This is a genomic window from Kitasatospora sp. NPDC101155, assembly GCF_044768305.1.
Classification (GTDB): Bacteria; Actinomycetota; Actinomycetes; order Streptomycetales; family Streptomycetaceae; genus Kitasatospora.
The window spans coordinates 308,351-329,338 of record NZ_JBIWPN010000003.1 but is presented as its reverse complement, the minus strand read 5'-3'; the positions used below and the strand labels follow the sequence as shown (position 1 = coordinate 329,338).

17 protein-coding genes and 1 tRNA gene are annotated in these 20,988 nt (G+C 70.1%); 11 read left to right on the top strand and 7 right to left on the bottom strand.

Annotation, left to right across the window (positions count from 1 at the left end):
• Positions 1 to 127: 127 nt before the first annotated feature.
• The 3 genes from ACIRYZ_RS06195 to polA form a co-directional block, all read right to left on the bottom strand.
• A complete protein-coding gene (locus ACIRYZ_RS06195; protein ID WP_402940189.1) occupies positions 128 to 1,477 on the bottom strand; it encodes a lanthionine synthetase C family protein in 1,350 nt (449 codons plus the stop codon).
• 156 nt (positions 1,478 to 1,633) lie between these two features.
• The gene (locus ACIRYZ_RS06190) at positions 1,634 to 1,786 is read right to left on the bottom strand and encodes an FDLD family class I lanthipeptide (protein ID WP_350516615.1); all 153 of its coding nucleotides are present in this window, start codon (positions 1,784 to 1,786) and stop codon (positions 1,634 to 1,636) included.
• 383 nt (positions 1,787 to 2,169) lie between these two features.
• Positions 2,170 to 4,854 (bottom strand): DNA polymerase I, encoded by a 2,685-nt coding sequence (gene polA / locus ACIRYZ_RS06185; RefSeq protein ID WP_402940551.1) that lies wholly within the window; start codon positions 4,852 to 4,854, stop codon positions 2,170 to 2,172.
• A 245-nt stretch (positions 4,855 to 5,099) separates the two neighbouring features.
• On the opposite strand from polA, the gene ACIRYZ_RS06180 reads away from it, so the two are divergent.
• The 6 genes from ACIRYZ_RS06180 (at position 5,100) to ACIRYZ_RS06155 (ending at position 12,005) form a co-directional block, all read left to right on the top strand.
• Positions 5,100 to 5,564 carry a PaaI family thioesterase gene (locus ACIRYZ_RS06180; RefSeq protein WP_380609392.1) on the top strand — a complete coding sequence of 155 codons (465 nt, stop codon included), beginning with the start codon at positions 5,100 to 5,102 and terminating at the stop codon, positions 5,562 to 5,564.
• A gap of 625 nt (positions 5,565 to 6,189) precedes the next feature.
• Entirely contained in the window at positions 6,190 to 7,431 is a 1,242-nt protein-coding gene (locus ACIRYZ_RS06175; RefSeq protein WP_393038251.1) for a branched-chain amino acid ABC transporter substrate-binding protein, read from the top strand.
• A 146-nt stretch (positions 7,432 to 7,577) separates the two neighbouring features.
• Positions 7,578 to 8,507: a branched-chain amino acid ABC transporter permease gene (locus ACIRYZ_RS06170; RefSeq protein WP_380609390.1), complete on the top strand. Its 930-nt coding sequence runs from the start codon at positions 7,578 to 7,580 to the stop codon at positions 8,505 to 8,507.
• A gap of 5 nt (positions 8,508 to 8,512) precedes the next feature.
• Positions 8,513 to 10,444: a branched-chain amino acid ABC transporter permease gene (locus ACIRYZ_RS06165; protein WP_402940184.1), complete on the top strand. Its 1,932-nt coding sequence runs from the start codon at positions 8,513 to 8,515 to the stop codon at positions 10,442 to 10,444.
• Positions 10,445 to 10,452: 8 nt separating this feature from the next.
• Positions 10,453 to 11,292, top strand: a complete 840-nt coding sequence (locus ACIRYZ_RS06160; RefSeq protein WP_402940548.1) for an ABC transporter ATP-binding protein — start codon at positions 10,453 to 10,455, stop codon at positions 11,290 to 11,292.
• On the top strand, positions 11,289 to 12,005 hold the full coding sequence (locus ACIRYZ_RS06155; RefSeq protein ID WP_402940181.1) for an ABC transporter ATP-binding protein: 717 nt from the start codon (positions 11,289 to 11,291) through the stop codon (positions 12,003 to 12,005). Before ACIRYZ_RS06160 ends, ACIRYZ_RS06155 begins: the two co-directional genes overlap by 4 nt.
• A gap of 58 nt (positions 12,006 to 12,063) precedes the next feature.
• Here the strand turns inward: ACIRYZ_RS06155 and ACIRYZ_RS06150 are convergent, their stop codons facing one another.
• On the bottom strand, positions 12,064 to 12,720 hold the full coding sequence (locus ACIRYZ_RS06150; RefSeq protein ID WP_396499731.1) for an ANTAR domain-containing response regulator: 657 nt from the start codon (positions 12,718 to 12,720) through the stop codon (positions 12,064 to 12,066).
• A 94-nt stretch (positions 12,721 to 12,814) separates the two neighbouring features.
• On the opposite strand from ACIRYZ_RS06150, the gene ACIRYZ_RS06145 reads away from it, so the two are divergent.
• Positions 12,815 to 12,897 (top strand) — tRNA-Leu (locus tag ACIRYZ_RS06145).
• 87 nt (positions 12,898 to 12,984) lie between these two features.
• On the opposite strand, the gene ACIRYZ_RS06140 is transcribed toward ACIRYZ_RS06145, so the two are convergent.
• The 3 genes from ACIRYZ_RS06140 to pyk all read right to left on the bottom strand — a co-directional run bounded on the left by ACIRYZ_RS06140 (position 12,985) and on the right by pyk (position 15,181).
• Positions 12,985 to 13,284, bottom strand: coding sequence for a helix-turn-helix domain-containing protein (locus ACIRYZ_RS06140; protein ID WP_402940178.1), 300 nt, complete (start codon positions 13,282 to 13,284; stop codon positions 12,985 to 12,987).
• The gene (locus ACIRYZ_RS06135; RefSeq protein ID WP_402940175.1) at positions 13,281 to 13,640 is read right to left on the bottom strand and encodes a type II toxin-antitoxin system RelE/ParE family toxin; all 360 of its coding nucleotides are present in this window, start codon (positions 13,638 to 13,640) and stop codon (positions 13,281 to 13,283) included. The genes ACIRYZ_RS06140 and ACIRYZ_RS06135 overlap by 4 nt, the downstream gene beginning before the upstream one ends.
• Positions 13,641 to 13,750: 110 nt before the next feature.
• Positions 13,751 to 15,181 (bottom strand): pyruvate kinase, encoded by a 1,431-nt coding sequence (pyk, locus tag ACIRYZ_RS06130; protein ID WP_402940172.1) that lies wholly within the window; start codon positions 15,179 to 15,181, stop codon positions 13,751 to 13,753.
• A 292-nt stretch (positions 15,182 to 15,473) separates the two neighbouring features.
• Here pyk and ACIRYZ_RS06125 point away from each other — a divergent pair, with 292 nt between their 5' ends.
• The 4 genes from ACIRYZ_RS06125 (at position 15,474) to ACIRYZ_RS06110 (ending at position 20,924) form a co-directional block, all read left to right on the top strand.
• Positions 15,474 to 16,568, top strand: coding sequence for a substrate-binding domain-containing protein (locus tag ACIRYZ_RS06125; protein WP_402940170.1), 1,095 nt, complete (start codon positions 15,474 to 15,476; stop codon positions 16,566 to 16,568).
• Positions 16,565 to 18,211 carry an extracellular solute-binding protein gene (locus tag ACIRYZ_RS06120; RefSeq protein WP_402940167.1) on the top strand — a complete coding sequence of 549 codons (1,647 nt, stop codon included), beginning with the start codon at positions 16,565 to 16,567 and terminating at the stop codon, positions 18,209 to 18,211. The genes ACIRYZ_RS06125 and ACIRYZ_RS06120 overlap by 4 nt, the downstream gene beginning before the upstream one ends.
• Complete coding sequence (locus ACIRYZ_RS06115) at positions 18,198 to 18,803, top strand: hypothetical protein (protein ID WP_402940165.1); 606 nt, start codon at positions 18,198 to 18,200, stop codon at positions 18,801 to 18,803. The genes ACIRYZ_RS06120 and ACIRYZ_RS06115 overlap by 14 nt, the downstream gene beginning before the upstream one ends.
• A 285-nt stretch (positions 18,804 to 19,088) precedes the next feature.
• Positions 19,089 to 20,924: a bifunctional metallophosphatase/5'-nucleotidase gene (locus ACIRYZ_RS06110; RefSeq protein WP_402940163.1), complete on the top strand. Its 1,836-nt coding sequence runs from the start codon at positions 19,089 to 19,091 to the stop codon at positions 20,922 to 20,924.
• The last annotated feature ends 64 nt before the right edge of the window (positions 20,925 to 20,988 follow it).

The following is a 20,988-nucleotide window of genomic DNA, read 5'->3' as shown; positions in this document are numbered from 1 at the left end:
ACGCGGTTACGGGGCAAGGCGGTTACGGGGCAAGGCGGTTGCGGGCGACGCCGGTACGGGACGAAGCGGTCACCGGACCAGGCGGTTCGGCGCGGCTCGCCCGGGCCGGCGCGGCCCGGGGCCCCGGTCAGGCCGGAGCGAGGAAGAAGAGCTCGTCCCACCCGGTCGCCCGCGGCTCGAGCGCCCCGCAGAGCGCGAGCAGGACGCCGGCCGCACCGTTGACGAAGCCCGGGTCGTCGACCAGCTCGCCGGGCCTGGGCTCGTCCGCCACCACGTACGGGCGGGCCTCGTCCGCCTTCGACAGCACGGCCCGGAGCGAGTCCTCGGCCATGACCCGGAAGGAATCCGTCCCGGTGACCGCGTGGGCCCGCTGGTAGACCGCCAGCAGCCCGGAGTGGCCGTGGCAGAGGTTGGGCGCGAAGATGTACCGCTCGGCCGGCGACCAGTCCACCACCCGCTGCAGGGCCCCGACCGCGGTCGCCCGGAGGGCGGCGTCACCGAGCACCCCGGCCGCGTTCAGCAGGGCGATGCCGATGCCCGGGGCGCCGAAGCACCAGGCGGCGCGGGCGGACCGTCGTCCGGTCGGGGCGAGCGGCAGCCCGGTCCCCTCCTTGGCCTGGAGCAGGTTCGGCCAGGCGGCGCCGGGCACGTCGTCCGTGAGCCGGTTCTCGACCAGCCAGGTCGTGGTGCGCGCGATCGCCTCGGTCGGGCCCGACCCGCCGATCCCGGCGGCGGCCGCGGCGCACAGCGCCGACACGATGCCCGGAAGGCCGTGCGCGAAGCCCATGTTGTACATCCCGTACGGGGCCTGCTCGTCGTACCCGGGATAGGCCCCGTAGTAGTCCGGCGGCGTGAACCAGCCGGGCCGGTGCCGGCCGTCCGGCTCGGTCACCCGCAGGAGGTACTCCGTCAGTCGCTCGGCCGCGGTGCGGACCGGGTCGCCCGGCGCGGCCTCCAGTGCCGAGCAGAGCCGCACGGCCGCGGCCAGCTGTCCGGCCGCACCCGTGATGACGTCGAAGGCGGAGAGCGGCAGACCCTCCCCGGGCTCCGGAAGCGAGCGGGCCGCGATCTGCTCGCCGAAGTTGTCGGCGACCCGGCGCAGGGACGGCAGGTAGCGGCGGTCGTGGACCGAGAACTCGAGCAGGACGCTCGCGAAGCCCGCGGTGCCGTTGTAGAGACCCGCCTCGGACAGCGGCCGGACGGCGGTGGCCCGCGCGGAACGGCGGAGCAGGGCCTGCGCCGCGTCGATCAGTCCGGGCTCGTCCAGCGCCTTTCCGGCGTGCAGCAGCGACAGTGCCATCCCCGGGTAGCCGTCGGCCAGGCTCGCCTCGTCCTTGAGCGGATCGGGCCACGTCGGCTCCTCGGACGACCCGGCCGTACCGGCGAAGGCCGTCAGCCGATCGGCCACCGCCCGGGCCACCTCCGCGGTCCGCACGTCGAGTTCCAGCACCGCCACTGCGAATTCCCCCAGATTCACATCACCAATACTCGGCGATGTTCCCGAATGGCGCACCCACAAGTGCGCCGGTCCGATTGCCGACGACTTTCCCGGAAACCGCCGGCTTTCCCCGAAGGCTCCCGGCGCAGAACAGCGCCGGGAGCCTCCCGATTCGGCTTCAGCGCCGACGGGCGATCAGCAGATGGTGGGGAAGCCCACCGTGATCGGGCAGTTGCAGGAGTCGGCGCAGGACCAGCAGGTGGTGCCGATGCTGGCGAAACCGTCGGGCGTGGCGGCCACCTTCGGAGCCACGGCCACGCGGACGTCGAGGTCGAAGTCTTGCTCCATTTTTACCTCCATAGTGAATTCATGCTTCCCGCTCCCCCGATCGGGTTTCAAACAAATTCCGCACGTAGGAGCGACTGTAGGAGATTTTTTAGCACGCCGTTCGAACGCCGGAGGATCGATTCAAGCCAGGTCGAACCGTGACCCGGACCACAGGCCCGGGAACAGCGCTGGTCAGCCGGTCGCCGGAGGTGACGGCGAGCCGCCAAGATGGCTGATACCGAACGTCGACCAGGATCGAACCTCGGGTACGAGATGTCTCTCTTGGACGTGTTCGGGAAGCTTGAATATTTCGGCCACATTGCGGTGATCATCCGTAATCAGGCAGAACGGAACGGGCCCGGACACCCCAGGTGTCCGGGCCCGCCGTCGATGGAACGCCCGCGTCAGTGCGCGGCGGCCTCCCAGTTGGCGCCGAGGCCGACGGAGACGTCCAGCGGGGCGCGCAGCGGGTAGGCGCCGGCCATCTGCTCGCGGACGACGGCCTCGACCTGCTCGCGCTCGCCCGGGGCCAGCTCCAGGACGATTTCGTCGTGGACCTGGAGCAGCATCCGGGAGGTGAGGCCGGCCGCGCGCAGGGCCTCGTCCACCCGGAGCATGGCGATCTTGACGATGTCGGCGGCCGAGCCCTGGATCGGGGCGTTGAGGGCCATCCGCTCGGCCATCTCGCGGCGCTGGCGGTTGTCGCTGTTGAGGTCCGGAAGGTAGCGGCGGCGGCCGAGCAGGGTCTCGGTGTAGCCGGTCGCGCGGGCCTCGTCGACGACCCGGCGCAGGTAGTCGCGCACGCCGCCGAAGCGCTCGAAGTAGGTGTCCATCAGGCCCTGGGCCTCGGCGGGCTTGATGCCGAGCTGCTGCGAGAGCCCGTACGCGGACAGGCCGTACGCCAGGCCGTAGGACATGGCCTTGATCTTGCGGCGCATCTCGGCGTCGACCGCGGCGCCGGGGACCTCGAAGACCTGGGAGGCGACGGTGGTGTGCAGGTCCTCGCCGGAGGCGAAGGCCTCGATCAGCGCCTCGTCCTCGGACAGGTGCGCCATGATCCGCAGTTCGATCTGCGAGTAGTCGGCGGTGAGCAGCGATTCGTAGCCCTCGCCGACGATGAAGGCGCGGCGGATCGCGCGGCCCTCCTCCGTGCGGACCGGGATGTTCTGCAGGTTCGGGTCCTGCGAGGAGAGCCGGCCGGTGGCGGCGACCATCTGGTTGAAGGTGGTGTGGATCCGGCCCTTGGGCGAGACCGTCTTGAGCAGGCCCTCGACGGTGGTGCGCAGCTTGGCCTGGTCGCGGTGGCGCAGCAGGATGACCGGCAGCTCGTTGTCGGTCTGGGTGGCGAGCCAGGTGAGCGCGTCGGCGTCGGTGGTGTAGCCGGTCTTGATCTTCTTGGTCTTCGGGAGAGCGAGGTCGCCGAAGAGGATCTCCTGGAGCTGCTTGGGCGAGCCGAGGTTGAACTCGCGCCCGGCGGCGGCGTGCGCCTCCTCGACGCAGCGCTGGATCTCGGCGGCGAACTGCGACTCCAGCCGGGTGAGCCACTCGCGGTCGGCGGCGATGCCGTAGCGCTCCATGCGGGCGAGCAGGGCGGCGATGGGCAGTTCCATGTCGTGCATCAGCTCGACGGCGCCGACCTCGGCGAGGCGGGTGTCGAAGAGCGCGGCAAGGTCGAGTACGGCGCGGGCCTGGAGCATCAGCGCCTGGGCGCCGGCGGTCTCGTCCTCCTCCGGTGCGTCGAAGGCGAGTTGGCCGCTCTCAGTGGCGGGGGCGGGGGTGAGCGAGCGGGCCAGGTACTCCTCGGCGAGCACCTCCAGGGTGAAGGTGCGGCGGCCGGGCTTCTCCAGGTAGGCGGCGAGCGCGGTATCGGCGACGACGCCCTCGATCGTCCAGCCGCGCTCGGCGAAGGCGCGCATGACCTGCTTGGCGATGTGCAGGGCCTTGGGGGCGGCCGGGTCGGCGAGCCAGGCGGCGAAGGCCTGCTCGTCCTCCTCGGCGAGCAGTGCCGGGTCGAACCAGGCGGCCGACTCCCCTGCGGCGAGGGCGACTTCGGTGACCTCGCCGGTGCCGAGCGCCCACTGGTAGACGGCGGCCAGGGCGACGGCGGTCTTGCCGTCACCGGCGTGCTCGCGCAGCCAGCCGGCCAGCGTGCCCGGGTCGGTGAGCAGTTCGCCGTCGACCTCGACGCCGGGGGCGAGTTCGGCGGCCTCCGCCTCGCCGACGGCCGGGTCGATGCCGTAGACGCGGTCGCGGAAGTTGGCGTTGCGGAACTCCAGCGACTCCATCAGGGTGCCGACGGCGGCCTTGTCGAAGGGCCGGCGGGCCAGGTCCGGCACGCCCAGCGGGAGTTCGACGTCGCGGACCAGCTCGGTGAGCACCCGGTTGCGCTTGACCGAGTCGAGGTTGTCGCGCAGCTTCTCGCCGATCTTGCCCTTCACCTCGTCGGCGCGGGAGACGAGTTCGTCGAAGGAGCCGAACTGGTTGACCCACTTGGCGGCGGTCTTCTCGCCGACGCCGGGGATGCCCGGCAGGTTGTCGGACGGGTCGCCGCGCAGGGCCGCGAGGTCGGGGTACTGGCGCGGGGTGACGCCGTACTTCTCGGCCACCTTCTCCGGGGTGAAGCGGGTGAGCTCGGAGACGCCCTTGGTGGGGTAGAGCACGGTGACGTGGTCGGTGACCAGCTGGAGCGAGTCGCGGTCACCGGTGACGATGTCGACGTCGTAGCCGGCCGCCTCGGCGGCGGTGGCCAGGGTGGCGATGATGTCGTCGGCCTCGAAGCCCTCGACGGTGAGCCGGGGGATGTTCATGGCGTCGAGCAGTTCGCCGATCAGGCCGACCTGGCTGCGGAACTCGTCCGGCGTCTTGGCGCGGTTGGCCTTGTAGTCGGGGAACTCGACGGAGCGGAAGGTCTGCCGGGAGAGGTCGAAGGCGACGGCGAGGTGGGTGGGCGCCTCGTCCCGGACGGTGTTGGCGAGCATCGAGGCGAAGCCGTAGACCGCGTTGGTGGGCTGCCCGGTGGCGGTGTTGAAGTTCTCCACGGGCAGGGCGTAGAAGGCCCGGTAGGCCATCGAGTGCCCGTCGAGCAGCATCAGCCGGGGCCGGGGGCCGGCCCCAGCGCCACCCGTCGCGCCCTTGTCCGTACTCTGCGTAGCCACGTCAACGTCCGTTCCTGCCGATTCCACTACCGGCCACCGATCCTATGGCCCGGCACCGACAAAAGGGGCACCGGCGAAAGCCCTGCCGGACGGGTGGCGCGGGCGCTACCGGCGAGTAGGACGGTCGTACGATCACAGGCAGCACGACGACGTGACCCCCGAGCGGCAGGAGTTCCCCCATGACCGACGCGGCCCCCGACACCGCCCCCGTCCTGAAGGTCCCGCAGGACGTACTGGACCACTTCGCCAAGCTCGGGGTGAGCCCGGAGACCTTCTCCGGCGGCCACCTCGGCGAGAAGCTCGGCATCAGGATCGTCGAGGCCTCCGGCGACCGCGTGGTCGGCACCATGCCGGTGGAGGGCAACCAGCAGCCGTACGGGCTGCTGCACGGCGGCGCCTCGGCGGCGCTGGCCGAGACGCTGGGCTCGATCGGCGCGATGCTGCACGCGGGCCCGGGCCGGTACGCGGTGGGCGTGGACCTCAACGCCACCCACCACCGCTCGGCCACCTCCGGTCTGGTCACCGGGGTGGCGACGGCGGTGTTCAAGGGCCGCACCGCCGCCACCTACGAGATCGCGATCACCGACGACACCGGCAAGCGGATCACCAGCTGCCGACTGACCTGCATGCTGCGCGACCTGTAGCCCCGCCGCGGTCCCGCTTCAGTCCCTGCGCAGTCCCTGCTCGATCCCGAGACGACAACGGCCGTACGGCTCCGGGGCGACATCAAACCCCTTTCCCGCCCCCTTGTTTGACCTTCCGCCACCCTGGGCAGGCGTTGGTCTGGACAAGGGGGCGGCGGCATGTCCGGGGGCGGTTGACACGACTCCAGCATTTGTGACGCTGCGTAATAAGTAGGAAATCAAGAAAACAGCGATTCCGGGGCTTCCAGGCGCCCCGGGCCCCCTCCCCCGCACACCCCCTGTCCGAAATCCGGACGCGTACGGCCGAAAGCAGCACACCGGACGCAAGTGTCCGATTATCGACGCTGCCAGCTGCAACCCTCATTTCTGGCCCTTACATCGTTCTACCAGCGGGTAAGCGCCCGACAGTTCAGGGTCGGTCGAGCCGGAACGACCACATGCTGAGACAATTGCTCCGTGTGCTCATAACAAGAGAATCACAGCCTGCCCACACCACTGCCCGAGCCGCCCAACGACGCCTAGAGTCACGGCCAGTCACCGCGCCATCCGGAATGGGCCAGGCCCTGCGCGCACCCCGGCTCCCGCCACTCAGGCGCGGGCGCCTCCTGAACCGAAGGGGACCCTCGTGCGTCATCGTTCAGCAGTTGTCGTGAGCATTGCCGTGATCGGCGCCCTCAGCCTCACCGCCTGCGGCTCCCGCGGTGCGAAGTCCGGCGACAACGCCGGCGGCAAGGACAACAGCGCCTCCACCACCGTCGTCATCGGCGTCGACGCCCCCCTCACCGGCGACCTCTCCGCCCTCGGCCTCGGCATCCGCAACTCCGTGGACCTCGCGGTCAAGAAGGCGAACGAGACCAACGAGGTCCCCGGCGTCAAGTTCGAGATCAAGGCCCTGGACGACACCGGCAAGCCCGCCCCCGGCCAGCAGAACGCCACCCAGCTCGTCGCCGACGACAAGGTCCTCGGCGTCGTCGGCCCGCTCAACTCCAGTGTCGCGCAGTCGATGCAGCAGATCTTCGACGACAAGAACCTGGTCGAGATCTCCCCCGCCAACACCGGCGTCGCCCTCAGCCAGGGCGAGAAGTGGGCCAGCGGCGACAAGAAGCGCCCCTTCAAGTCCTACTTCCGCACCGCCACCACCGACGCCGTCCAGGGCCCCTTCGCCGCCCAGTTCCTCTACAACGACGCCAAGAAGACCAAGGTCTTCCTGATCGACGACCAGAAGACCTACGGCGCCGGCCTCGCCGCCACCTTCAAGGGCGAGTTCACCAAGCTCGGCGGCACCCTGGCCGGCGAGGAGCACGTCAACCCCGACGACCGCGACTTCGCCGCCATCGTCACCAAGGTCAAGAGCTCCGGCGCCGACGCCGTCTACTACGGCGGCGAGTACCCCGCGGCCGGCCCGCTCTCCCTCCAGCTCAAGGAAGCCGGCGTCAACATCCCGCTGATGGGCGGCGACGGCATCCAGAGCGCCGACTTCATCAAGCTCAACCCCAAGAGCCAGGGCGACTTCGCCACCGCCGTCGGCCTGCCCGTCGAATCCCTCGACACCGCCAAGAAGTTCATCGCCGACTACAAGACGGCCGGCTACAAGGACGCCTACGAGACCTACGGCGGCTACTCCTACGACAGCGCCTGGGCCATCATCCAGGCCGTCAAGAACGTCGTGAAGGACAAGGGCAAGCTCCCCACCGGCGCCGACGCCCGCACCGCCGTCCGCGACGCCGTCCAGCAGGTCTCCTTCGACGGCGTCACCGGCAAGGTCTCCTTCGACCAGTTCGGCGACACCACCAACAAGCAGCTCACCGTCTACACCGTCAAGGACGGCAAGTGGGCCGTGGAGAAGTCCGGCACCTTCAGCGGCTGACGGCCCTCGGAGGCTGACGCCCCTCAGGGGCCGACAACCCCTCAGGAACAGCTCCACCAGCGCGCGGGGGCGCCACGAATGCCCCCGCGCGCCCCCACATCCACCACCCACGCGGACACCCCCGAACGCACTACGGAGGCCCAGCGGTGCACGACCTACCGCAGCAGCTGGCCAACGGCCTGATCCTCGGCGCCCTCTACGGGCTCGTCGCGATCGGCTACACGATGGTCTACGGCATCGTCCAGCTCATCAACTTCGCCCACGGCGAGATCGTCATGGTCGGCGGCTTCGGCGCCCTGACCGCCTACCTCGCCCTCCCCGGCGGCACCACCATGTGGCTGGCCCTACCACTCATGCTGATCGCCGGCATCCTGGTCTCCACCCTCACCGCCGTCGCCGCCGAGCGCTTCGCCTACCGGCCACTGCGCAACGCCCCCCGGCTCGCCCCGCTGATCACCGCGATCGGGCTGTCCATCTTCCTCCAGCAACTCGTCTTCTCCTTCTACCCCGACGCCAAGAAGGCCCGGGTCTTCCCCAAGATCCCCGGCGACCCCTTCAGCCTCGGCTCCGTCACCATCCAGCGCAGCGACCTCTTCCTGATCATCGCCGCCCCGCTGTGCATGCTCGCCCTCGGCTGGTTCGTCACCCGCACCCGCTCCGGCCGCGCCATGCAGGCCACCAGCCAGGACCCGGACACCGCCAAGCTGATGGGCATCGACACCGACCGCATCATCGTGCTGGCCTTCGCCATCGGCGCCGCCTTCGCCGCTGTGGCCGCCGTCGCCTACGGACTGCGCAGCGGCCAGGTCGACTTCCGGATGGGCTTCATCCTCGGCCTCAAAGCCTTCACCGCCGCCGTCCTCGGCGGCATCGGCAACATCTACGGCGCCATGCTCGGCGGCATCGCCCTCGGCCTCGCCGAAGCCCTCGCCACCGGCTACATCCAGCACCTTCCCGGCATGGACCTCTTCGGAGGCGGCGCCTGGAAGGACGTCTGGGCCTTCGTACTCCTCATCCTCGTGCTCCTCGTCCGGCCACAAGGCCTGCTCGGCGAGCGCGTCGCGGACAGGGCGTGACCACCATGACCACCACCAGCACCGAAACCACCCCGGTCATCCCCCTCCCGGCCCGCGCCGCCGCAGCCCTCACCGGCCTCGGCGCCCTCGCCGTCGCCGCCTCCGCCGCCATGTCCTGGACCTGGACCAGCGACTTCCCCGGCGACCTCACCTACTTCGGCTCCCCGGCCGGCCTCCAGTGGCTCGCCATCGTCGCCGGCGTCCTCACCCTGCTGCTGCTCCTCGCCGGCCAAGGCGTCCCCGGCCTGCGCTGGGCAGCCCCCGCCCGCAGCAGCAACGCCGTCCTGTACGCCGCCACCGGCGCCCTCGCCGTCGCCGCCTACTCCGTCGCCGCCATCTCCGTCGAACTCGGCGGCCTCGCCAACCTCGAACCCGGCGGCTGGGCCCTCGCCGCCGGCGGCCTGATCACCGTCCTCGGCGCCCTCGGGCTGCCGCTGGAGCGCCGCACCCACGTCCCGCTGCGAATCGTCGACAAGCGGCTCTTCCTGCTCGTCCCGGCCGCCCCCATCGGCTGGTTCGCCGCCCACGCCATCCCCGGCGACCAGCCCGTCGCCCCGGTGATGACCGCCCTGTCCGGCGCCCTCGCCATCGCCACCGGCGCCGTCCTGCTCCTCCAGCTCGGCCACCTCGCCAACAGCGGACTGCGCCTGGGCAAGATCGAGCGCCCGCTCGACGCCCCCCGCCAACTCCCCTCCTGGGTCGAGGTCCTGATCATCGTCCTGGCCTTCGGACTCGGCCTGTACGCGATCACCTTCGGCATCGACACCGAGTACGGCGAACTCTTCACCGGCTACCTGCTGCTGGCCGGCTTCGTGGCCGCCGCACTCGGCAGGTCCGGCCTGCTCGCCCGGCTGCGCGCCCTGACCGTCAAGCACCGCCCCGTCACCACCGGCGCCGCCTTCGCCGCCGCGGCCAGCTTCCCGTTCACCCAGAGCAGCGACCAGTACACCTCCGTCGCCACCAACATCCTGATCTTCGCCACCGTCGCCCTCGGCCTCAACATCGTCGTCGGCCTGGCCGGCCTGCTCGACCTCGGGTACGTCGCCTTCCTCGGCGTCGGCGCCTACGCCGCCGCCCTGGTCTCCGGCTCCCCCGCCTCACCCATCCACGTCCAGTTCCCGTTCTGGGCCGCGATGCTCACCGGCGCCGTCGTCTCCATGATCTTCGGCGTCCTGATCGGCGCCCCCACCCTGCGGCTGCGCGGCGACTACCTCGCCATCGTCACCCTCGGCTTCGGCGAGATCTTCCGCATCACCATGCTCAACCTCAACGGCACCACCGGCCCCAAGATCACCAACGGCTCCAACGGCATCCCCCGCATCCCCGACCTGGAGATCCTCGGCTTCGACCTCGGCAAGACCCACACCGTCGCCGGCATCGAACTCGGCCGCTTCTCCAACTACTACCTGCTGATGCTGCTCGTCACCGCCCTGGTCGTCCTGGTCTTCGCCCGGGTCGGCAACTCCCGCATCGGCCGCGCCTGGGTCGCCATCCGCGAGGACGAGACCGCCGCCGAAGCCATGGGCATCAACGGCTTCCGCCTCAAACTGCTCGCCTTCGCCATGGGCGCCTGCCTCGCCGGCCTCGCCGGCACCGTCCAGGCCCACGTCAGCTACACCGTCACCCCCGACCAGTACACCTTCGCCGAAGCCCTGCCGCCCAACTCCGCCTTCCTCCTCGCCGCCGTCATCCTCGGCGGCATGGGCACCATCAGCGGCCCCCTGGCCGGCGCCACCCTCCTCTTCCTCATCCCGAAGAAGCTCGAATTCCTCTCCGACTACCAGCTCCTCGCCTTCGGCGCCGCCCTCATCATCCTGATGCGCGTCCGCCCCGAAGGCCTCATCCCCAACCGGCGCCGGCAGCTGGAATTCCACGAGGCCGCCATCCCGGCCCAACCCACCGGCGAGCCGACCGCACTCACCAAGGCAGGGGCGTGACCCACCAGATGACCACCGCTGCTGCTCCCCTGGACACGGCGCCCCAAGGCGTCAAGCCCCTGCTCGAAGTCACCGGCGTCACCATGCGCTTCGGCGGCCTCACCGCCGTCAACGACGTCTCCCTCACCGTCGGCGAGGGCGAGATCATCGGCCTGATCGGCCCCAACGGCGCCGGCAAGACCACCTTCTTCAACTGCCTCACCGGCCTGTACGTCCCCACCGAAGGCACCGTCCGCTACCGCGACACCCTGCTGCCCCCCAAGCCCCACCTCGTCACCCAGGCCGGCATCGCCCGCACCTTCCAGAACATCCGGCTCTTCGCCAACATGACCGTCCTGGAGAACGTCCTCGTCGGCCGTCACACCCGCACCAAGGAAGGCATCCTCTCCGCCATCCTCCGCGGCCCCGGCTACCACCGCGCCGAAGCCGAGAGCCGCGCCAAGGCCATGGACCTGCTCGCCTTCACCGGCCTCGCCGACAAGGCCGACCACCTCGCCCGCAACCTGCCCTACGGCGAGCAGCGCAAGCTGGAGATCGCCCGCGCCCTCGCCTCCGACCCCGGGCTGCTCCTGCTCGACGAACCCACCGCGGGCATGAACCCCCAGGAAACCCGGGCCGCCGAGGAACTCGTCTTCGCCATCCGCGACAAGGGCATCTCGATCCTCGTCATCGAGCACGACATGCGCTTCATCTTCAACCTCTGCGACCGGACCGCCGTCCTGGTCCAGGGCCAGAAGATCGTCGAAGGCGACCGCGAGACCGTCCAGAACGACGAACGCGTCATCACCGCCTACCTCGGCGCCCCGCTCGAAGGCACCACCCCGGCCGTAACGGAGACCGACCAGTGACCGCACTCCTCGAGGTCGAGGACCTCCGCGTCGCCTACGGCAAGATCGAGGCCGTCAAGGGCATCAGCTTCACCGTCAACGAGGGCGAGGTCACCACCCTCATCGGCACCAACGGCGCCGGCAAGACCACCACCCTGCGCACCCTCTCCGGCCTGCTCAAGCCCACCGCCGGCCGGATCACCTTCGACGGCCAGGACCTCTCGACCGTCCCCGCCCACAAGATCGTCGCCCTCGGCCTGGCCCACTCCCCCGAGGGCCGGCACATCTTCCCCCGGATGACGATCGAGGAGAACCTCCTCCTCGGCGCCTTCCTGCGCTCCGACGCCCCCGGCATCGCCGCGGACGTCGAGCGGGCCTACGGCCTCTTCCCCATCCTCGGCGAACGCCGCAAGCAGGCCGCGGGCACCCTGTCGGGCGGCGAGCAGCAGATGCTCGCCATGGGGCGGGCGCTGATGTCCCAGCCCAAGCTGCTGATGCTGGACGAGCCCTCGATGGGGCTTTCGCCGCTGATGATGCAGAAGATCATGTCCACCATCGTCGAGCTCAAGGCGAGCGGCACGACCATCCTGCTCGTCGAGCAGAACGCCCAGGCGGCGCTGTCGCTGTCCGACCGCGGCTATGTCATGGAGACCGGCCGCATCGTCCTCTCCGGCACCGGTACGGACCTGCTGCACGACGAGTCCGTCCGCAAGGCCTACCTCGGCGAGGACTGACCCGCTGTACGCAAGAAGGGCCCGGCAGATCCCTGCCGGGCCCTTCCTCGTGTCCGTGCTACTCGGGCTTACCCTCTTCCGCCTTCTTGCGGTCCTGGGCCTCGCCCTCCTCGATGACCGCCTCGGCCACCGCCGCCATCGTCATCCGCCGGTCCATCGAGGTCTTCTGGATCCACCGGAACGCGGCCGGCTCGTTCAGCCCGAACTTCGTCTGCAGCACACCCTTCGCCCGGTCCACCAGCTTCCGGGTCTCCAGCCGCTGGGTGAGATCCCCGATCTCCTTCTCCAGCGCCCGCATCTCGGTGTACCGCGACACCGCCATCTCGATCGCCGGAACGAGGTCCGACTTCGAGAACGGCTTCACGATGTACGCCATCGCCCCGGCGTCGCGCGCCCGGTCCACCAGCTCCCGCTGCGAGAACGCGGTCAGCATCAGAACCGGCGCCAGGTGCTTCTCGTGGATCTGCTCGGCCGCGGAGAGCCCGTCCAGGACCGGCATCTTCACATCGAAGATCGCCAGATCCGGCTTCAGCTCCTCCACGAGCCGCACCGCCGTCTCCCCGTCCCCCGCTTCGCCGACGACGGTGTACCCCTCCTCCTCCAGCATCTCCTTCAGATCGAGGCGGATCAGCGCCTCGTCCTCGGCGATCACAATCCGAGTGATCTGGGGCGAATCGGTCTCAAGCGGCTGTGCCTGCTCGTCGGCGGTGCTCACGGGGCTCCTAGTTCCGGCGGGGTCCTGCAGTAATTGAGGGTACCTAGCAGCGGCCAACCGCACACAGCCGGTATGCTCTGTCGGGACTGACCCCGCCGGGTTGGTGGAACGGCATACACGGATGTCTCAAACACATCTGCCCGAAAGGGCTTGCGGGTTCGAATCCCGCACCCGGCACTTCTCTTGATATTCCGGCTGCCCCGCCACCGTTGCCGGGCCCCGTCCCGGAATCCCTCGCGCTCCCCCGCCCGGCGCCTACGTTCTTCAACTCGCCTTGTCCAGCGGTTCCAGCTCAACCGTGAGCCGCATGCCGAGCGCGTCGGCGAACCGCTCCAGCACCACGATCGTGGGCATCGTCCCGCCCGCTTCGAACCGGGCCACGGCGGGCTGCTGCATGCCGGTCGCCGCCGCCAGCTGCGCCTGGGTCATGCCCAGGGCCTCGCGACGCAGGCGGACCTTCTCTCCGAGTTCGAACCGGATCCGCGCGGCTTCGTAGGCCGCGCCGGCACCCGGGCGATTCAGGACCTCTTCGCGCATGGCACGCCAGGACGCACGCTCTCTCATCTCGCCCACTCCTCATCCTCGTCTGCAGTGTGCTGCTCGACCACGCATCGACGCAGCACCCGCCTCGCCCGATCCACCTCGGCGGTCTCCCGCATACGCGTCTTGCGGAACACGGTCAGCAGGATGATCCTCCTGCCGGATGCGATCCAGTAGGTGATGCGCATGTCCAACTCGTTCAGGTGGAAGCGCAATTCCCGAAGCTTGCCGTCCAGCTGTCTGCCGTGAGGCTCCCCCAGCAGTGGACCACGGACAGCGAGCAGGTCGACATAGAACGTGACCGTTTCCCTGTCGTCATAGCTCAGCCCGTAGAACCAGTCCTGGACCTCGGGCTCCAGTTCCACATCTCCCCAAGTCATAACACGGATGTTATGGAGTCGCCACTGCCACGCGCCGCGAATCGGACACCGAGCGGGCGGCATCCCCCCGGATGAGGGATGCCGCCCGCGAACGAACGGTCGAGGTCCGCTCAGGCGTCCAGCGTCCCCACGTGGTGGACGCGGACGAGGTTGGTGGAGCCGGCGAGGCCGGGCGGGGAGCCGGCCGTGATGACGACGATGTCGCCCTTCTGGCAGCGGCCGAGCGAGAGCAGCGCCGCGTCGACCTGTTCGACCATCTGGTCCGTCGTCGGGGCGAACGGGCCGAGGAAGGTCTCGACCCCCCAGGTGAGGGCGAGTTGGCTGCGCACAGCGGGCTCGTAGGTGAAGGCGAGTACCGGAATGGGTGACCGGTAGCGGGTCAGCCGGCGGGCGGTGTCGCCGGACTGGGTGAAGGCGATCAGGTACTTGGCGTGAAGGAAGTCGCCGATCTCGGCGGCCGCGCGGGCGACGGCGCCGCCCTGGGTCCGCGGCTTGCTGCCGGCGGTCAGCGGGGGCAGGCCGGCGGCGAGGATGTCGTTCTCGGCGGCCTCGATGATGCGGCCCATGGTCTTGACCGTCTCGACCGGGTACTTGCCCACCGAGGTCTCCCCGGAGAGCATCACCGCGTCCGTCCCGTCCAACACCGCGTTGGCGACGTCGGAGGCCTCCGCGCGCGTCGGCCGGGAGGCGTTGATCATCGAGTCGAGCATCTGGGTGGCCACGATGACGGGCTTGGCGTTGCGCCGGGCCAGTTTGATGGCGCGCTTCTGGACGAGCGGGACCTGTTCGAGGGGCATCTCCACGCCCAGGTCGCCGCGGGCCACCATGATGCCGTCGAAGGCGTCCACGATGGAGTCCAGGTTCTCGACCGCCTGGGGCTTCTCGATCTTGGCGACGACCGGGACGTACCGTCCTTCCTCGGCCATCACCCGGTGCACGTCCTCGATGTCGCGCCCGCTCCGTACGAAGGAGAGGGCGATCAGGTCGGCTCCGGCGCGCAGCCCCCACCGCAGGTCGGCGACGTCCTTGTCGCTGAGTGCGGGGACGGAGACGGCGACGCCGGGGAGGTTGAGGCCCTTGTGGTCGGAGACGAGTCCGCCTTCGATGACGAGGCATCGCACCCGCGGTCCGTCGACGGCGAGGACTTCGAGGGTGACGCGGCCGTCGTCGACGAGGATGCGTTCGCCGCGGCTGACGTCGCCGGCGAGTCCGGCGTAGGTGGTGCCGCAGATGTCCTTGTCCCCCACGACGCCCTTGTCGGTGGAGATGGTGAACTCGTCGCCGCGTTCGAGAAGTACCGGTCCGTGGGCGAAGGTGTCGAGCCGGATCTTCGGGCCCTGAAGGTCGACGAGGACGCCAACGCTCCGGCCGGTCTCGTCGGCGGCCTTGCGGACGCGGCGGTAGCGTTCCTCGTGTTCGGCGTGGGAGCCGTGGCTGAGGTTGAATCGGGCGATGTCCATCCCGGCGTCGACCAGGGACTTGATCTGGTCGTACGAGTCGGCGGCGGGCCCGAGGGTGCAGACGATTTTTGCTCGGCGCATACAGCTGAGGGTAGGCATTACCGGCGCGTAACCGCGACGCGGGTCCGGACTACGGGATGACCTTTGGCGTAAGGCGAGTTGAACACTCTGACACACCATCGGACCGGTGTGCGACGGCCGCACGGGCACCTCCCCCGGATGCCCCTCCGGATCCTCCGTCGATGCGATTCCGTGAAGCGGTGTTCACCCCCGGTTCACCGTCCCGTCCGTCCGCGCTCCCCGCCCGGCGGGACGCTCTTCACCCCCGGGTGACCACCCGGATGACGGAGCGGACGAGGGGGAGGCGCTCGGCATGAGACGCGCTCTGGGGGTGCTCGCGGCCTTAGTGCTGCTGGGCGGGGTGATCTACGCACTGGTCCCGGACGACGGGCCGAACCCGAAGAAACTGGTCGCGGTCACCGGGCTGATCGGTTCGGAGAAGCGGGCCTTCTTCGAAAGCCCTGAGGTGAAGGCCGAGTTGGCGAAGCAGGGCCTGGAGGTGCACGCCGACTCGACCGGCTCGTGGACGATGAGCGAGCAGGCGAAGAGCAGCTCGGGGCTGGACTTCGCGTTCCCGGCGAGCACCGCGCCGGCCCGCGAGATCCAGCGCAACTGGGGGCTGCAGGACTCCCCGCTGGTGCCGTTCTACTCGCCGCTGGTAGTGGTGGCGCACGCGCCGGTCGCGCAGATCCTGAAGGACAACAAGCTGGCCGCGCAGGACGATTCGGGCGTCTGGACGTTCAAGATGGACGAGTACGTCAACGGCCTCAAGGCGAACCTCAAGTGGCAGGACCTGGCGAACACCGGCGGCCACGGCGAGCTGTCCGGCCCGGTCTTCGTCACCACCACCGACCCGGAGAGCTCCTCCTCGGGTGCGCTGTACATCGCGCTGCTGTCGTACGTCCTGAACGGCAACCTGGTGGTCTCCGACGACGCGGGCGTCGACACCGCCCGGAAAGTCCTGCACCAGGCGACCGCGTTGCAGGGCGGTCAGAAGAGCAGCAGCGACGAGCCGTTCCGGGACTTCCTCGCGGGCGTCGGCAATCCGCTGATCTTCGGCTACGAGTCCCAGGTCGCCGCGATGGCGCTCCAGGGGCAGCCGACCGGGGACATGGTGGTGATGTACCCGGACACCACGGCGTACTCCGACCACACCATCATCGCCCGCACCGAGAGCGGGCGGAAGCTCGCGGACCTGCTCCAGAACGACGAGGCGCTGCGCGCCCTGGAGGTCAGGTTCGGGTTCCGCCCGCAGGCCAGTAGCGGCGCCTTCGCCGACCAGGTGAAGAACATCAAGCAGCCGGTCTTCGCCCAGGACCTGAACGTGGCGAAGGTGAAGCAGGCGACCGTGCCGTCGCTGGACAACCTGCTCAAGCTGACCAAGGCGGCGAAGGGGAGCCCGAAGTGAACGTCCGGTTGAAGCACCGTGGTTGGGCCGCCGCCGCGCTGGCGGCCGTGCTCGCGGCGGCCTCCGCCTGCACCTCCTCCAGCCCCCGGCCCGGCCCCGGCCCCACCCCCGACGTGACGGCCCGCCCCGGGGTGCTGCGCATCCTGGCGGGCAGTGAGCTGCAGGACCTGCAGCCGGTCCTGGACGAGGCCAGGAAGGCCACCGGGGTGACGGTGCAGTTCGCCTGGACCGGCACCCTGGACGGCGCGGACGCGGTCTCCTCGGGCCGGGCGGACGGCAAGTACGACGCGGTCTGGTTCCCGTCCAACCAGTACCTGCGCCTTGATCCGACCGGGAAGTCCAAGGTGCTGTCGGAGACCCCGGTGATGGTCTCCCCGGTGGCCGTCGGGGTGCGCTCCTCGGTGCTGGGCGACCTGGGCTGGGGTGACGGTTCGAAGGTCACCTGGGCGCAGATCGGCGACGCGGCCGCGGCCGGGAAGCTGTCGTACGGGATGTCCGACCCCTCGCGCTCCAACTCCGGCTTCTCCACCCTGGTCGCGGTGGCGGCGGCCTTCTCCGGCGCGGGCGCGGCGCTCACCGAGGCGGACGTGCAGAAGGCGACCCCGCAGCTGAAGCAGTTCTTCACCGGTCAGAAGCTGACCTCGGGCTCCTCCGGCTGGCTGGCGCAGGCGTACGCCAAGGCCGAGCCCGGCAAGGTCGGCGCCCTCGTGAACTACGAGTCGGTGCTGCTGTCGCTGAACAAGACGCTGCCGTCCGACCAGAGGCTCACCGTGGTGCGTCCGCAGGACGGCGTGGTGTCGGCGGACTACCCGCTGTCGCTGCTGTCGTCGAGCGCGCAGAGCGAGCGCGAGTCCTTCCAGAAGCTGACCTCCTACCTGTTGAAGCCGGAGGTGCAGCAGCGCATCTCGGAGCTGACGCTGCGCCGCCCGGTGACGGCGGGAACCTCCCCGGCCGCCGGGCTGCCCACCGACCGCCGCCGCGAGCTGCCGTTCCCGGGCACCCGGGCGGTGGCGGACGGCCTGCTGGCCTCGTACCAGAACGAGCTGCGCCGCCCGTCGCGGACGGTGTACGTGCTGGACACCTCGGGTTCGATGGACGGCTCGCGGCTGAACGCGCTGAAGGCGGCGCTGAGCCGGCTGACCGGGACGGACGACACCCGCGGGGTGCGCCGCTTCCGGGACCGCGAGGAGGTGACGCTGATCTCCTTCGCCTCCCAGGTGAAGTGGACGAAGACGCACGCCGTCCCGGCCTCCGGCGGCCAGCCGGGTCCGGAGACGGAACTGGCCTCGATCAACGCGGACGTGCAGTCGCTGTCGGCCTCGGGCGGGACCGCGCTGTACGACTCGCTGGAGCAGGCGTACCGGGTGATCGAGCGCCAGCAGCAGGCGGCGAACGACGACCGGTTCACCTCGATCGTGCTGATGACCGACGGGGAGAGCAACGAGGGCGCCACGGACGGCGACTTCAAGCGCTTCCACGACGGGCTGCCGGCCGCCGAGAAGTCGATCCCGGTGTTCCCGATCAAGTTCGGCGAGGCGGCGGTCAGTCAGCTGCAGGGGGTCGCGGACATCAGCGGCGGCAAGCTGTTCGACGGCGGCGGCTCGCTGGACGGGGTGTTCGAGGAGATCCGTGGCTACCAGTGACGGGTTCGGCCGGCAGGCCCTGCGGTACCTGGAGTCGGCCCGGAACCTGGTCGGCTGTGCGGGCGGCGCCGTCGGCCTGGGGCTGCACTTCGCCGGGCTGGGCGGGGCCTGGTGGCCCGGGGTGGTGGCCGGGCTGTACGGGGTCGGCGCGCTGCTGACCCCGGGCCCGCCCCCGCCCGAGCCTCCGGATCCGCCCGATCCGCCCGACCCGCTGAGCCCACCGGATCCGGCGGAGGCCTCCAGGGTGCCGCCGAAGCCCCGGGTGCCGCCGAAGCCCACGGGACAGCGGCGGGTGCCCGCGCCCGTACCGGACCCGGAGCCCCTGAAGCCGGAGCCGGAGCTGGAGGCGCTCGCCGCTTACCTGGACACCATCCCGCTGCCCACCTCCGCCGGGGTCGACGCCCTGCTGGCGGCGTTGCGCGAGGCGGGCCCCGGGCCGGTGGCGGACCGCATCGTCCGGCACCGGCTGCCGGTCGCGGTGGACGGGTACCTGCGGGCGCGGACCTGGCTGCCCTGGGCGGGCCCGGACGCGCCGGACCCGGCGGCGGAGCTCGGCCGCGAGGTGAAGCAGCTCTCCGCCGACCTCGGCTGACTCGGGGTCCGGTTGGCCGAAACCCGGCGAACCGGACCCCGAGTGGCCCGATTTCGGCCGTCCCGACCCCATACCGCCCCCTTCTCCGCCCATCGCGGTCACGAACGAGTCGCCAAGATCTCACCTGTTGGAAAGGTCGAGGGGCTACCCATCGGCCCGGCCGCACGGCACACTTCTACGCGCGTCCTTCTACGCGCGTCATCGCGTTCGCGCACGCGCCACGCACCTCGTACGTAAACAAGTTGACGGCCCATCCGCCGTCGTCCCCACTCGGGAGAGTCGTCCATGTCCCTGAACCGCCGTGACTTCGTCACCCGGTCCGCAGCCACCGCCGCCGGCGCCGCCCTGGCCGGCGGAGCCGTCGTCGCCGCCGCCCCCGCCGCCGCGGCCGCCGAGCCGGGCACGGCGGCCGCCAAGGGCGACAAGCGCCAGCCCCGCCGCCAGGCCTTCACCGTGATGGGCACCACCGACCTGCACGGCCGGGTGCTCAACTGGGACTACTTCACCGACGCGGAGTACGTCGACAAGGCCCACAACGCGGTCGGCCTCGCCAAGATCTCCACCCTGGCCAACCAGGTCCGCGAGGAGAAGGGCTGGGACCGCTGCCTGCTGATCGACTCGGGTGACATCATCCAGGGCACCCAGCTGACCTACTACTACGCCCGGATCGAGCCGATCGCCACCGACGGCAACAACGTGCCGGACCACCCGATGGCCGTCGCCATGAACCTCATGGGCTACGACGCCGCGGCGCTCGGCAACCACGAGTTCAACTACGGCATCCCGACCGTGAAGGCCTTCGAGGACCAGCTGGAGTTCCCGCTGCTGGGCGCCAACGCGCTGCACGCGAAGAACGAGAAGCCGGCCTTCAAGCCGTACGTGATCAAGGAGGTGTGGCTGGACGAGGACACCCCGCTGAAGGTCGGCATCCTCGGCCTGACCAACCCGGGCATCGCGATCTGGGACAAGGCCAACGTCAGCGGCAAGATGGTCTTCCCGGGCATCGTGGAGACCGCCGCCAAGTACGTGCCCCGGATGAAGGCGGCCGGCGCGGACGTCATCGTCGTCTCCGCCCACTCCGGCATCGACGAGCCGACCACCTACGGCGACCAGCTGCCCTGGCCCGAGGACGCCTCCGGCGAGATGGCCGAGACGGTCGCGGACATCGACGCGGTGCTGGTGGGCCACACCCACAAGGAGGTCGCGCAGCGCCTCATCGTCAACAAGAAGACCGGCAAGACGGTCGTGCTCTCCGAGCCGCTGTGCTGGGGCCAGCGCCTGAGCTGCTTCGACTTCGAGGTCGAGTTCGTCGACGGCCGCTGGAAGGTCGCCTCGGTCTCCTCCCGGGTGCTCAACTCCAACACCGTGCCGGAGAACCCGGAGATCTCGGACGCGATCCTCGGGCAGCACAAGAAGGTCGTGGAGTACGTCAACCAGAACATCGGCACCAGCAAGATCGAGCTGTCGATCGCCGAGGCCCGGTTCAAGGCCACCCCGATCATCGACCTGATCGGCAAGGTCCAGGCGGACGCCGTCAAGGCCGCGTTGGCGGGCGGGCAGTACGCCAACCTCCCGGTCCTGGCCCAGGCCGCCCCGTTCAACCGCACCGCACTGATCCCGTCCGGCCAGGTCAAGCTGCGCGACGCCGCGGGCCTGTACATCTACGAGAACACCCTGGAGGCCCGCATCCTGACGGGCGCCCAGCTCAAGGACTACCTGGAGTTCTCGGCGAAGTTCTACTACCAGCTCGCCCCGGGCGCCCCGGTCGACAAGGACGCCATGACCGGCGCCGAGACCACCCCGGACTACAACTACGACTCGATCTACGGCCTGAGCTACGACATCGACATCGCCCAGCCCAAGGGCCAGCGCATCGTCAACCTCAGCTACCAGGGCAAGCCGATCGACCCGGCCGCCCAGTTCGTGCTCGCCGTCAACAACTACCGCGCCAACGGCGGCGGCAACTTCCCGCACGTCGCCAACGCCAAGGCGGTCTGGGCGAACTCCGACGAGATCCGCAACACGATGATCGCCTGGGTCAAGGCCAAGGGCGTCATCGACCCCGCCGACTTCTTCACCAACTCCTGGCGCCTGGTCCGCGCCGGCCAGCCGGTGTTCTAGTCGCACCCCGTTGAGGCGCCGCCGGGTCACGTCGACCCGGCGGCGCCTCGCCGCATCCAGCGCG